The sequence below is a fragment of the Curtobacterium sp. KBS0715 genome (assembly GCF_005938005.2).
GTDB lineage: Bacteria > Actinomycetota > Actinomycetes > Actinomycetales > Microbacteriaceae > Curtobacterium > Curtobacterium flaccumfaciens.
In genome coordinates this window covers 2,622,741-2,635,542 of record NZ_VCCA02000001.1, presented here as the reverse complement: position 1 = coordinate 2,635,542, position 12,802 = coordinate 2,622,741, and the positions used below count along the sequence as shown (strand labels likewise).

10 protein-coding genes are annotated in these 12,802 nt (G+C 69.6%); 9 read left to right on the top strand and 1 reads right to left on the bottom strand.

What is annotated here, in order from left to right:
• Positions 1-16 precede the first annotated feature (16 nt).
• From uvrA to FFG40_RS12560, 9 genes are all read left to right on the top strand, one after another.
• Positions 17-3,073, top strand: coding sequence for an excinuclease ABC subunit UvrA (gene uvrA / locus FFG40_RS12600; protein ID WP_138803553.1), 3,057 nt, complete (start codon positions 17-19; stop codon positions 3,071-3,073).
• The gene (uvrC, locus tag FFG40_RS12595) at positions 3,074-5,104 is read left to right on the top strand and encodes an excinuclease ABC subunit UvrC (protein WP_138803552.1); all 2,031 of its coding nucleotides are present in this window, start codon (positions 3,074-3,076) and stop codon (positions 5,102-5,104) included. It abuts the gene before it with no gap.
• Between the two features lie 103 nt (positions 5,105-5,207).
• Positions 5,208-6,107 carry an RNase adapter RapZ gene (rapZ, locus tag FFG40_RS12590; protein WP_027465691.1) on the top strand — a complete coding sequence of 300 codons (900 nt, stop codon included), beginning with the start codon at positions 5,208-5,210 and terminating at the stop codon, positions 6,105-6,107.
• A 75-nt stretch (positions 6,108-6,182) separates the two neighbouring features.
• Positions 6,183-7,163 (top strand): DNA-binding protein WhiA, encoded by a 981-nt coding sequence (whiA, locus tag FFG40_RS12585; protein ID WP_027465690.1) that lies wholly within the window; start codon positions 6,183-6,185, stop codon positions 7,161-7,163.
• 269 nt (positions 7,164-7,432) lie between these two features.
• Positions 7,433-8,437, top strand: a complete 1,005-nt coding sequence (gap, locus tag FFG40_RS12580) for a type I glyceraldehyde-3-phosphate dehydrogenase (RefSeq protein ID WP_027465689.1) — start codon at positions 7,433-7,435, stop codon at positions 8,435-8,437.
• 3 nt (positions 8,438-8,440) lie between these two features.
• A complete protein-coding gene (locus FFG40_RS12575) occupies positions 8,441-9,658 on the top strand; it encodes a phosphoglycerate kinase (RefSeq protein ID WP_071244734.1) in 1,218 nt (405 codons plus the stop codon).
• Positions 9,655-10,434: a triose-phosphate isomerase gene (tpiA, locus tag FFG40_RS12570; protein WP_138803551.1), complete on the top strand. Its 780-nt coding sequence runs from the start codon at positions 9,655-9,657 to the stop codon at positions 10,432-10,434. The genes FFG40_RS12575 and tpiA overlap by 4 nt, the downstream gene beginning before the upstream one ends.
• A gap of 111 nt (positions 10,435-10,545) precedes the next feature.
• A complete protein-coding gene (gene secG, locus FFG40_RS12565; RefSeq protein WP_017887256.1) occupies positions 10,546-10,797 on the top strand; it encodes a preprotein translocase subunit SecG in 252 nt (83 codons plus the stop codon).
• A gap of 3 nt (positions 10,798-10,800) precedes the next feature.
• Positions 10,801-11,169, top strand: a complete 369-nt coding sequence (locus FFG40_RS12560) for an RNA polymerase-binding protein RbpA (RefSeq protein ID WP_027465686.1) — start codon at positions 10,801-10,803, stop codon at positions 11,167-11,169.
• Between the two features lie 789 nt (positions 11,170-11,958).
• On the opposite strand, the gene pgl is transcribed toward FFG40_RS12560, so the two are convergent.
• The gene (gene pgl / locus FFG40_RS12555; protein ID WP_027465685.1) at positions 11,959-12,729 is read right to left on the bottom strand and encodes a 6-phosphogluconolactonase; all 771 of its coding nucleotides are present in this window, start codon (positions 12,727-12,729) and stop codon (positions 11,959-11,961) included.
• Between the last annotated feature and the right edge of the window lie 73 nt (positions 12,730-12,802).

Sequence of the window (12,802 nt, the reverse complement as noted above, 5' to 3'; positions counted from 1 at the left end):
CGTAGAATCGACGACGATGACCATCACCTCTGACCCCGGTACCTCGACGTCGGGCCGGAACGCCTTCGGCGAGCCCGCTGACCTCCACCTCCCCGGCGGGACCGCACCGCACAGCACCTCCACGCTCAGCGTGCGCGGCGCTCGCGTGCACAACCTCCGTGACGTCGACCTCGAGATCCCCCGCGACTCGCTCGTCGTGTTCACCGGCCTGTCCGGCTCGGGCAAGTCCTCGCTGGCGTTCGACACGATCTTCGCCGAGGGGCAGCGCCGGTACGTCGAGTCGCTGTCCGCCTACGCGCGCCAGTTCCTCGGCCAGGTCGACCGCCCCGACGTCGACTTCATCGAGGGGCTCTCGCCGGCGGTGTCGATCGACCAGAAGTCGACCAACCGCAACCCCCGGTCGACCGTCGGCACGATCACCGAGGTCTACGACTACATGCGTCTGCTCTGGGCGCGCATCGGGGTCCCGCACTGCCCGACGTGTGGCGAGGTGATCAGCAAGCAGACCGTGCAGCAGATCGCCGACCAGCTCATGCAGTTCGAGACCGGCACCCGGTTCCAGGTCCTCGCGCCCGTCATCTCCAAGAAGAAGGGCGAGTTCGTCGACCTCTTCCAGGAGCTCGCGGCGTCCGGTTACGCCCGCGCGATCGTGGACGGGGAGCGCATCCAGCTCAGTGACCCGCCCAAGCTCAAGAAGCAGGTCAAGCACGACATCTCGGTCATCGTCGACCGCCTGGTGGCGGGCGACGACATCCTCGGTCGTCTCACCGACTCGCTCGAGACCGCTCTGCGCCTGACCGACGGCACCGTCGGCATCGACCTGGTGGACCACGAGGGGCCCGGAGCGGTCCGGACCTACTCCGAGAACCTCTCGTGCCCGAACAACCACCCGCTCGCGCTCACCGAGATCGAGCCGCGCACGTTCTCGTTCAACGCGCCGTTCGGCGCGTGCCCCGAGTGCTCCGGCCTCGGGACGCGCATGTCGGTCGACCCCGACCTGGTGCTCGGCGACCCCGAGGCCTCGTTGCGTGACGGCGTCCTGCTGCCCTGGACGGGGACGAGCGGGCTGTACTCCTACTTCGACAAGCTGCTCGGCGGCCTCGGCAAGGAGCTCGGCTTCTCGCTCGACACCCCGTGGAACCAGCTCGACCCCGCGGTGCAGGCGTCGATCCTGACCGGCAAGGACTTCCAGGTGTCCGTCTCCTGGCGCAACCGGTTCGGCCGCGAGATGCGGTACACGAGCGGGTTCGAAGGCGTCATGCCCTACATCGAGCGCAAGTTCGCCGAGGCCGAGTCGGACTCGCAGCGCCAGCGCTTCCAGGGCTACCTGCGCGAGGTCCCGTGCCCGGTGTGCGAGGGAACCCGCCTCAAGCCCGAGGTGCTCGCGGTGACGGTCAACGACCGCAGCATCGCGGACGTCACCGACATGTCGCTCGACAACGCGTACTCGTTCATGGACGAGCTGACGCTGACCGACCGTGAAGCGCACATCGCCGCCGCGGTCCTCCGCGAGATCCGCGCACGCCTCGAGTTCCTGCTCGAGGTCGGCCTGAACTACCTCACGCTCGCGCGTGGTGCCGGTGGTCTGTCCGGCGGCGAGGCGCAGCGCATCCGACTCGCGACGCAGATCGGTTCCGGGCTGACCGGTGTGCTCTACGTGCTCGACGAGCCCAGCATCGGCCTGCACCAGCGCGACAACCGTCGACTCATCGACACCCTGGTCAAGCTCAAGGACCTCGGCAACACGCTCATCGTCGTCGAGCACGACGAGGACACGATCCGCACGGCCGACTGGGTCGTCGACATCGGCCCCGGCGCCGGCGTGAACGGCGGCAACGTCGTGCACTCCGGCTCGTACGAGGGCATCATCGAGAACCGTGAGTCGATCACCGGCGACTACCTCGCCGGCCGACGCGCGATCGAGGTGCCGGCCGAGCGCCGCAAGGTCAACCTGAAGCGCGCCATCACCGTGCAGGGTGCCCGCGCGAACAACCTCAAGTCGATCGACGCGGACTTCCCCCTCGGTGTGTTCACCGCGGTCACGGGCGTCAGCGGGTCCGGCAAGTCCACGCTGGTGAACGACATCCTGTACAAGGTGCTCGCCAACCAGCTCAACGGTGCACGGCACATCGCGGGCAAGCACACCCGGGTGAAGGGCCTCGACCAGCTCGACAAGGTCGTGCACGTCGACCAGGCACCGATCGGCCGGACGCCACGGTCGAACCCCGCGACCTACACGGGCGTGTTCGACCGCATCCGTCAGCTGTTCGCCGAGACGCAAGAGGCCAAGACCCGCGGCTACCAGCCCGGCCGCTTCAGCTTCAACGTCAAGGGTGGCCGCTGCGAGAACTGCGCGGGCGACGGCACGATCAAGATCGAGATGAACTTCCTGCCCGACGTCTACGTCGCGTGCGAGGTCTGCGGTGGTGCGCGCTACAACCGCGAGACGCTCCAGGTCCACTACAAGGGCAAGAACATCTCCGAGGTCCTCGACATGCCGATCAGCGAGGCGGCCGAGTTCTTCGAGCCGATCTCGGCGATCCACCGGTACATGGCGACCCTCGTCGACGTGGGCCTCGGCTACGTGCGCCTGGGCCAGAGCGCGACCACGCTCTCCGGCGGCGAGGCGCAGCGCGTCAAGCTCGCCACCGAGCTGCAGCGTCGCTCGAACGGCCGCACGGTCTACGTGCTCGACGAGCCGACCACCGGTCTGCACTTCGAGGACGTCCGCAAGCTGCTCCTCGTGCTGCAGAGCCTGGTCGACAAGGGCAACACCGTCATCACGATCGAGCACAACCTCGACGTCATCAAGTCCGCCGACTGGCTGATCGACATGGGTCCCGAGGGCGGGTCCGGCGGCGGGACGGTCCTGGCGACGGGCACCCCGGAACACGTGGCGACCGTGCCGGAGAGCCACACCGGTGTCTTCCTGCGCGAGATCTTCGACGCGCAGGACGCCCGGGTCGGCAAGCAGCAGGCGGTCGGCGCACGCCAGGCCACCCAGAAGCAGCAGGGCGACAAGCAGCAGGGCACGACCAAGCAGGCGAGCAAGCAGAAGGCGGGTGCTCGCTAGGTGGCGGACACCGTCCCGTGGCGTCCGAAGGCGGGGGAGATCCCGACCGACCCGGGCGTCTACCGCTGGCGTGACGAAGCCGGTCGGGTGCTCTACGTCGGCAAGGCGAAGAACCTCCGCGCCCGGCTGAGCAACTACTTCGCGCCGCTGCCGACGCTGCACGAGCGCACGCGGCGCATGGTCCTGACGGCGCGCAGTGTCGAGTGGACGACGGTCGGCTCCGAGATCGAGGCACTCCAGCTGGAGTACACCTGGATCAAGGAGTTCGACCCGCCGTTCAACGTCAAGTTCCGAGACGACAAGTCGTACCCGTACATGGCGGTCACCCTGGGTGACGAGGCGCCGCGGGTGATGGTGACGCGCAACCGCAGGATCAAGGGCGCGAAGTACTTCGGTCCGTACCCGAAGATCTGGGCGGTGCACGACACCATCGACCTGATGATCAAGGTCTTCCCGATCCGCACGTGCTCGGACTCGTCGTACAAGAAGGCGATGCAGACCGGCCGCCCGTGCTTCCCGGGGCAGATCGGCAAGTGCGGTGGCCCCTGCTCGCAGAAGGTCACGATCGAGGAGCACCGCGCCCTCGTCGAGGAGTTCGTGCGCTTCATGAACTCGTACGACCGTCGGGTCATCACCGAGCTCCGGCAGCGCATGGGGGCTTCGGCCGACGCGATGCAGTACGAGCAGGCCGCGAAGTACCGCGACCAGGTCGAGGCGCTCGAAGCCGTGCTCGAGAAGTCCGCCGTGGTGCTCCGCGACTCGGTCGACCTCGACCTGTTCGGCATCGCGGAGGACGAGCTCGCCGCGGCCGTGCAGCTGTTCTCCGTCCGTGGTGGCCGCATCCGCGGTGTCCGCGGCTGGGTGGTCGACAAGGAGCTCGACATCGCCACGGGCGACCTCGTCGAGCAGATCGTGCAGGGCGTCTACGTCACCGACGAGCCCCCGCGCGAGGTCGTCGTCCCCGAACTGCCGGAGGACGCGGACGCGCTCCAGGAGTGGCTCAGCAAGCGTCGGAACGGGCGCGGCACGAAGCTGAGCACCGCACAGCGCGGCGATCGCGCCGGTCTCGCGCGGACGGCCGCGCAGAACGCCGGGCAGGCGCTCATGCTCTACAAGACCAAGCGTTCGGCCGACTACACCACCCGGGCCGCGGCACTGGCCGACATCCAGGATGCCCTCGGCATGACCGAGGCGCCGCTCCGCATGGAGTGCTACGACATCTCGCACCTGCAGGGCACGAACGTCGTCGCGTCGATGGTGGTGTTCGAGGACGGTCTGCCGCGCAAGGACCAGTACCGCCGGTACTCGATCGCCGAGACCACCGACGACACCGACAGCATGTACCAGGTGCTCTCGCGGCGCCTGGCGCGGCTGGACGAGGACGCCGAGCTGCCGGACGTCCCGGACGTCACGACCGACGAGGTCGTCGAGGGGTCGAAGCCGACGAAACGGTTCGCGTACCGCCCGCAGCTGCTCATCGTCGACGGCGGCCAGCCCCAGGTGCAGGCCGCGAAGCGCGCGATGGACGAAGCCGGCGTGCACGACATCGCCCTGGTCGGCATCGCCAAGCGGCTCGAGGAGCTCTGGCTGCCCGACGACGACTTCCCGGTCATCCTGCCCCGCAACTCCGAGGCGCTCTTCCTCATCCAGCGCATCCGTGACGAGGCGCACCGGTTCGCGATCACCCACCAGCGCAGCAAGCGGAAGCGGGACGTCCGGTCGCGGTTGTCCGAGATCCCCGGTCTCGGCCCGAGCCGCGTCAACGCCCTGCTGAAGCACTTCGGTTCGGTCGCCCGGCTGCGCGAGGCCACGGCCGAGGACATCGGCGAGGTGAACGGGATCGGCCCGGCGACCGCTGCCGCCGTGGTCTCGAAGCTGGCCCAGACGCCGACGAGCGCACCGGCCACGAGCGCGTCGAGCGCCCCCGAACCGGACGCCGACGCGATCGCGGACACCGGAACCGTCACCGATCCCGGAGGCCCCGTGCGGGTCCCCGAGGTGACCGACGACGGTCCGCAGCGACCGTCGTGACGAACCCCGCGCCTCCCGGCCGTCACCGGGCGGTAGCCTGGTCCGGCAGCCGAGACCTCCCCGGGCGACGCGCCCGGGCCGCCACGACGGAGCCCACTCCCAGATGACCGACAGCGCCACCGCGACCACCCACGCGTCGCAGCACGACATCCTCATCGTCACCGGCATGTCCGGTGCCGGGCGGTCCACCGTCGGCAAGGCCCTCGAGGACCTGGGCTGGTACGTGGTCGACAACCTGCCCACGCAGATGCTGGCCCCGCTGACCGAGCTGGCCGACCGCGCGGGGGAGAAGATCCCGAAGATCGCCACGGTGGTCGACGTCCGGGGCGGGCGGTTCTTCACCGACCCCGAGCACGCGGTCGAGCAGGTCCGCTCGAGCACGTCCGCGCGGGTCCGTGTGCTGTTCCTCGAGGCCACCGACGCCGTGCTGGTCCGGCGCTTCGAGCAGGTCCGTCGACCCCACCCGCTCCAGGGCGAGGACACCCTGCTCGACGGCATCGCCCGCGAACGGGCGCGTCTCGCCGGCCTCCGCGAGGCGTCCGACGTGGTGATCGACACCTCCGACCTCAACATCCACCAGCTCGCGAACACCGTGATCGAGCACTTCGCCGACGAGCACTTCGTGGGTGTCCAGGTCACGCTGATGAGCTTCGGGTTCAAGTACGGACTGCCCGCCGACGCCGACATGGTGGCCGACGTGCGGTTCCTCCCGAACCCCTACTGGGTGCCGGAACTGCGGCCCCACACCGGGCTCGACCAGCCGGTTTCGGACTACGTCCTGGCCCAGGCCGGAGCCCGTCCGTTCGTCGATCGCTACGCCTCCGTCCTCGAGCCGGTGTTCGAGGGGTACCAGCGCGAGAACAAAAGACACGCTACGATCGCCATCGGCTGTACCGGCGGGAAGCACCGCTCGGTCGCCATCGTCGCCGAGTTGGCGAACCTCCTCCGCGGGATGCCAGGCGTCGCCGTGCGTGTGAAGAACCGAGATCTCGGCCGGGAGTGACCGTCCCTCCGGCCGCTCCCACGCCCGTGCCGCCGGACCTGCGGGAACCACTGAACGAACGTTAGGAATGATGCTGTGCCGTTGACTGCCGAGGTCAAGGACGAACTGGCCAGGGTCGCCGTGAACCGCAACACGGTCCGCGCCGCCGAACTGGCCACGATCCTCCGGTTCGCAGGTGGTCTGCACGTCATCTCGGGCCGCATCGCGGTCGAGGTCGAGCTCGACACCCGGATCATCGTGCACCGGGTCCGCAAGGACCTCGCCGAGCTCTACGGCGTGCGCAGCGAGGCGTCGGTGGGGTCGTCCGCGTCCGCCCGCCGTGGCACCCGCTACCTGGTGCGCGTGCTCGAGGCGGGGGAGACCCTCGCCCGCCAGACCGGCCTGATGGACGCCCGTCGCCGCCCCGTGCGCGGGCTGCCGAACCGCCTCACCACGGGCAACCGCGAAGACCTCGCCGCCATCTGGCGCGGCGCCTTCCTGGCCTCCGGCACCCTGACCGACCCGGGTCGGGCCGCAGCGCTCGAGGTCACCTGCCCCGGCAACGAGGCCGCGATGGCCCTCGTCGGTGCCGCGTCGCGTCTCGGGGTCGCCGCCAAGGGCCGCGAGGTCCGCGGGGTGCACCGCGTCGTCATCCGCGACGGCGAGGCCATCGGTCAGATGCTGACCGTCATGGGTGCTGCGCGCACCACCGCCGACTGGGAGGAGATGCGCCAGCGTCGCGAGGTCCGCGCGACCGCGAACCGCCTGGTCAACTTCGACGACGCGAACCTCCGCCGTTCCGCGCAGGCCGCCGTGGCCGCCTGCGCCCGGGTCGAGCGTGCGCTCGAGATCCTCGGCGACGAGGTCCCCGACCACCTGCAGTACGCCGGCACCCTGCGCCTGCAGCACCGTGACGCCTCGCTCGACGAGCTCGGCCAGCACGCGGACCCGCCCATGACCAAGGACGCCATCGCCGGTCGCATCCGTCGCCTGCTGGCGATGGCCGACAAGCGGGCCTCCGACCTCGGCATCCCGGGCACCGAAGCGAGCGTTCCCGAGGAGCTCGAAGGGGCCTGAGAGCGGTCTGTCGACCCTGCGGACGGGAGGCGCGGTGCCAGCTGGCACCGCGCCTCCCGTCCGTTTCCCGGCCCGTTCTCGGACCTGTTCCCGGCCTGGTCGGCGACCGTCCGGACGGACCGTCATCCCGCTCGGGCACGCAGTGTCCGACTGCTAGGGTCGTTACGGCGACGTTACGGGGCGTATCGTCCACCACACGCGGGCCCGCCAGGGTGCGCGACTCCCGAAAGCAGCGCCCCCTGGGCGCTCCACACTCACCAGGAGATCCATTGACCGTCAAGATCGGTATCAACGGCTTCGGCCGCATCGGCCGTAACTTCTTCCGGGCCGCCCTCGCGAAGGGCTCCGACCTCGAGATCGTGGCGGTGAACGACCTCACCGACAACGCGTCGCTCGCCAACCTGCTGAAGTTCGACTCCATCACGGGCAAGCTCCCCGCGACCGTCGAGCTCGACGGCGACAACATCGTCGTCGACGGCAAGGCCATCAAGGTCCTCGCCGAGCGCGACCCCGCCAACCTCCCCTGGGGAGAGCTGGGCGTCGACATCGTCATCGAGTCGACCGGTTTCTTCACCAAGGCCGCCGATGCGCAGAAGCACATCGACGCCGGTGCCAAGAAGGTCATCATCTCCGCCCCGGCCTCGGGTGACGACGTCACCATCGTGCTCGGCGTGAACGAGGGTCAGTACGACCCCGCGAACCACCACATCATCTCGAACGCGTCCTGCACCACGAACAGCCTCGCGCCGCTCGCCAAGGTGTTCCACGACAAGTTCGGCATCGAGCGTGGCCTCATGACGACGGTGCACGCCTACACCGCCGACCAGAACCTGCAGGACGGCCCGCACAAGGACCCCCGTCGTGCCCGTGCCGCCGCGCTGAACATCGTGCCGACCTCGACCGGTGCTGCGAAGGCCATCGGCCTCGTGCTCCCCGAACTCGCCGGCAAGCTGGACGGCTTCGCGCTGCGCGTCCCGGTCCCCACCGGGTCGATCACCGACCTCACCCTCGAGACCAAGTCCGAGGTCACCGTCGACGAGATCAACGCCGCCTACAAGGAGGCCGCAGAGGGCCCCCTCAAGGGCATCCTGCTCTACAGCGAGGACCCGCTGGTGTCGACCGACATCACCACGGACCCGCACTCCTCGATCTACGACTCCGGCCTGACCAAGGTCATCGGCGGCCTCGTGAAGATCACCTCGTGGTACGACAACGAGTGGGGCTACTCGAACCGCCTCGTCGACCTCACCGAGTACGTCGGCGAGCGTCTGTAACACATGGCCCTCCGCACCCTCGAGGACCTCGGCGACCTCGCCGGCAAGCGCGTCGTCGTCCGTTGTGACCTGAACGTCCCGCTCAAGGACGGCACCATCACGGACGACGGCCGCGTCCGCGCGTCGCTGACCACGCTGAACACCCTCGTCAACGCCGGCGCACGCGTCATCGTGATCTCGCACCTGGGCCGCCCCGACGGGGAGCCCAAGCCCGAGTTCTCGCTCGCACCGGTGGCCCAGCGGCTCTCCGAGCTGCTCGGCAAAGAGGTCACGTTCGTCGGCGAGACCGTCGGCGACGAAGCGACCGCCGCGGCCGAGGCCCTCGAGGACGGCGACGTCCTGCTGCTCGAGAACCTCCGCTTCAACCCGGAGGAGACCTCGAAGGACGCCGCCACGCGCGGTGCCTTCGCGGACCGCATCGCCGCCCTCGGTGACGCCTTCGTCTCCGACGGCTTCGGTGTCGTGCACCGAAAGCAGGCCTCGGTCTACGAGCTCGCGTCCGCACTTCCCAGTGCAGCCGGTTCGCTGATCGAGACCGAGCTCCGCGTGCTCGAGCGACTGACCAAGGACCCGGAGCGCCCCTACACGGTGGTGCTCGGCGGCTCGAAGGTCAGTGACAAGCTCGGTGTCATCGACCACATCCTGCCGAAGGTCGACACCCTCTGCATCGGTGGCGGCATGCTCTTCACGTTCCTCGCGGCCCAGGGCCACGGGGTCGCGAAGTCGCTGCTCGAGGCCGACCAGCTCGACGTCGTCCGCGAGTACCTCTCGCGGGCGAAGGAGCTCGGTGTCACCATCGACCTGCCGACCGACGTCGTCGTGGCCTCCGGCTTCGCGGCCGACGCCGACCACGAGACCGTGGCGGCCGACGCCATCGAGTCCTCGTCGTTCGGCACGGACGGCATCGGTCTCGACATCGGCCCGGAGACCGCAGCGCGGTTCGCCTCGGCCGTCTCGGGTTCGAAGACGGTGTTCTGGAACGGCCCGATGGGCGTGTTCGAGTTCCCGGCCTTCGCCGCCGGTACGAAGACCGTCGCGCAGGCGCTCACCGAGGTCGACGGCCTCGGTGTCGTCGGGGGTGGCGACTCCGCTGCCGCCGTGCGGTCGCTCGGCTTCTCGGACGACCAGTTCGGCCACATCTCGACCGGTGGCGGTGCGAGCCTCGAGTTCCTCGAGGGCAAGTCGCTGCCCGGTCTCGAAGCTTTGGGGTGGACCGCATGACCCGGACGCCACTGATCGCCGGCAACTGGAAGATGAATCTCGATCATCTCCAGGCCATCGCCACCGTGCAGAAGCTCGCGTGGACGCTCAAGGACGCCCGGCACGACTTCGACGACGTCGAGGTCGCGGTGTTCCCGCCGTTCACCGACCTGCGGAGCGTCCAGACGCTCATCTCGGCCGACAAGCTGCCGATCCACTTCGGTGCGCAGGACCTGTCGCAGTTCGACTCCGGTGCCTACACCGGTGACGTCTCCGGCGCGTTCCTCGCGGCGCTCGACGCCCAGTACGTCATCGTCGGCCACTCCGAGCGGCGCACGCTGCACGGTGAGACCGACCAGGTCGTCGCAGCGAAGACCGCAGCGGCCGTCAAGCACGGTCTCGTCCCTGTCGTGTGCGTCGGCGAGACCGGCGAGCAGCGCGAGGAGCGCGGCGCCGGCGTCGTGCCGGTCGAGCAGCTCCGCGTCGTGCTCGACGCGGTGAAGCCCGCTGACATCGTCGTGGCGTACGAGCCCGTCTGGGCCATCGGATCCGGCCAGGCGGCCACGGCCGAGCAGGCGCAGGACGAGTGCGCGGCCATCCGTCGTGGCATCGCGGCAGCGTGGGGCGACCAGGCTGCTGCCGACACCCGGGTGCTCTACGGTGGCTCGGTCAAGTCGGGCAACATCGCGGGCTTCCTCCGCGAACCCGACATCGACGGTGCGCTCGTCGGTGGTGCTTCGCTCGACGTGCAGGAGTTCGCGGCCATCGCGCGGTTCCGTCAGCACGTCGGGCTGTAGTCCACAGGCGACCTCGTCGCGGGCAGTCGTCCGCACCACTCCCGTCCAGGTACCGGCCGTGCTCCGCGCGGCCGGTACACTGGTACGGCTGACTGACACGAAAGGTACGTCGTGGCGATACTCTCCGTCGTGCTGCAGGTCCTGCTCGCAATCACGAGCCTCCTGCTCACGCTCCTCATCCTGCTGCACAAGGGCCGCGGTGGTGGCCTCTCCGACATGTTCGGCGGTGGGGTCACGAGCAACCTCGGTGCGTCCGGCGTGGCCGAGCGCAACCTCAACCGCATCACGGTGATCCTCGGTCTGGTCTGGATCGTCTCCATCATCGTGCTCGGTCTCATCAACAAGTTCACGGCGGGGGTCTGATCCATGGCAAGCGGAGGCAGTGCAATCCGAGGGTCTCGCGTCGGTGCGGGCCCGATGGGCGAACAGGACCGCGGGGTCCAGGCCGAGCGCGTGGCGATCTCGTACTGGGACGCCCTGGGCAACGAGGTCGTGCGGTACTTCGCCGCGAACCTGCCCGACGAGGAGATCCCTGAGACGGTGGACTCGCCGTCGAGTGGTCTGCCGGCCGGGCGCGACAAGGAGAACCCTCCCGTGGTCTCCAAGACGGAGCCCTACAAGACCCACCTCGCGTACGTGAAGGAACGCCGCACCGAGGAAGAGGCAGCGCAGCTCCTCGAGGACGCGCTCCAGCAGCTCCGTGAGCGTCGCGGCACCGCGGCGAAGAAGGCCTAGCGCACTCACACTGACGAAGGCCCCTGCACCCATGGTGCGGGGGCCTTCGTGCGTCCGGGGGAGTGCTGGCAGCGCTCTGCGCGCGGGTGCCGGGTTCGCCGAGTGGTCACGACACGCCGTGTGCGGGGCGCCGTGGTGGCCCGTTCTGTCGCCTGCGGCGCCCGCAGCCGACAGTTTGTGACCACTCGGCGTCGCGCCGGCGGGGCGTCGCGACCGTTCGCCGCCGGAGTGCGGCGTCCGGGTGCCGCGCGGAGTGCCGGTTCGCCGGGTGGTCACGACACGCCGCGTGCGGTGCGCCGTGGTGGCATGTTCTGTCGCCTGGGGAGCCGGCGGCCGACAGTTCGTGACCATTCGGCGTTGAGTCGGCGGGGTGTCGCGATCGTTCAGCGTCGGGGTGCCGCGCGGAGTGCCGGTTCGCCGAGTGGTCACGACATGCCGCGTGCGGTGCGCCGTGGTGGCGCGTTCTGTCGCCTGGGGCGCCCGCCGCCGACGGTTCGTGACCACTCGGCGTCGCGCCGGCGGGGTGTCGCGACCGTTCGGCGCAGGAGTGCCCCGCCGGGGTGCCGCGCGGAGTGCCGGTTCGCCGGGTGGTCACGACATGCCGCGTGTGGTGCGCCGTGGTGGCGCGTTCTGTCGCCTGGGGCGCCCGCGGCCGACGGTTCGTGACCACTCGGCGTCGCGCTGGTGGGGTGTCGCGACCGCTCGGCGCCGGCAGTGGGCGCGACCATAGACGGACGGGAGGCCCGGTACCAGCTGGCACCGGGCCTCCCGTCCGTCAGGAACTCGCGTCTAGTACGTCGACGCGATCAGGTTCTCGGGGACGTCGCGCGCGGCGTCCTGGTCCACGAAGAAGACCGTGCGCTTGCGACCCTGCACGCCACCGACGGGGACGTCTTCGATCGACGCACCCGCGAGGGCCAGCCCGAGGACCGAGGCCTTCTCGGCACCGGAGAGGATCACCCAGACGCGCTGCGAGGCGTTGATCACCGGGAAGGTGACGGTCAGACGCTGCGGCGGCGGCTTGGGGGAGTCGTCGACCGACACGACGGCACGGTCGGTGACGGTGAGCTGCGGGAACTCCGGGAAGAGCGAGGCGGTGTGTCCGTCAGGGCCGACACCGAGCAGCGTGATGTCGAAGCGCGGAGCGACGGCACCCTCGGGCGCGGCGTCCTGCAGCTCGCGCTCGTACTGGGTCGCAGCGGCCTCGATGTCGAGCCCACCGTCCGACGCCGGCATCGGGTGGATGTTCGACGCGGGGATGTCGACGTGGTCGAAGAAGTCGGTCTGCGTGCCGATCGTGTTGCGGTCGGCGTCGTCCGCCGGAACCCAGCGTTCATCGACCCACCAGACGTGCACCTTCGACCAGTCGACGCTCTCACGCGCCGGCGACTGGCCGATCGCGGCGAGGACCAGGGAGGACACCGAGCCACCGCTGATCGCGATGTCGGCACGCTCCTGCTCGTCGAGCACGTCGATGATCTTGGTGATGAAGCGTGCGGCGACCGAAGCGCCGAGGGCCTGCTTGTCCGGGTGCACGAGCACCCGCCGTTCGTTGGTCACGTGACTCCCGTGTTCGTGGCGGCCGACCGGTCGTCCGACCGCCTTCGGTCCGGTCGGGCCGCCTGCAGCAGAC

What these genes read in the sequence shown, in the direction of transcription:
- FFG40_RS12575 (WP_071244734.1), top strand. Translation starts at nt 8,441, where the DNA reads ATGGCCCTCCGCACCCTCGAGGACCTCGGCGACCTCGCCGGCAAGCGC.
- FFG40_RS12560 (WP_027465686.1), top strand. Translation starts at nt 10,801, where the DNA reads ATGGCAAGCGGAGGCAGTGCAATCCGAGGGTCTCGCGTCGGTGCGGGC.
- uvrA (WP_138803553.1), top strand. Translation starts at nt 17, where the DNA reads ATGACCATCACCTCTGACCCCGGTACCTCGACGTCGGGCCGGAACGCC.
- rapZ (WP_027465691.1), top strand. Translation starts at nt 5,208, where the DNA reads ATGACCGACAGCGCCACCGCGACCACCCACGCGTCGCAGCACGACATC.
- tpiA (WP_138803551.1), top strand. Translation starts at nt 9,655, where the DNA reads ATGACCCGGACGCCACTGATCGCCGGCAACTGGAAGATGAATCTCGAT.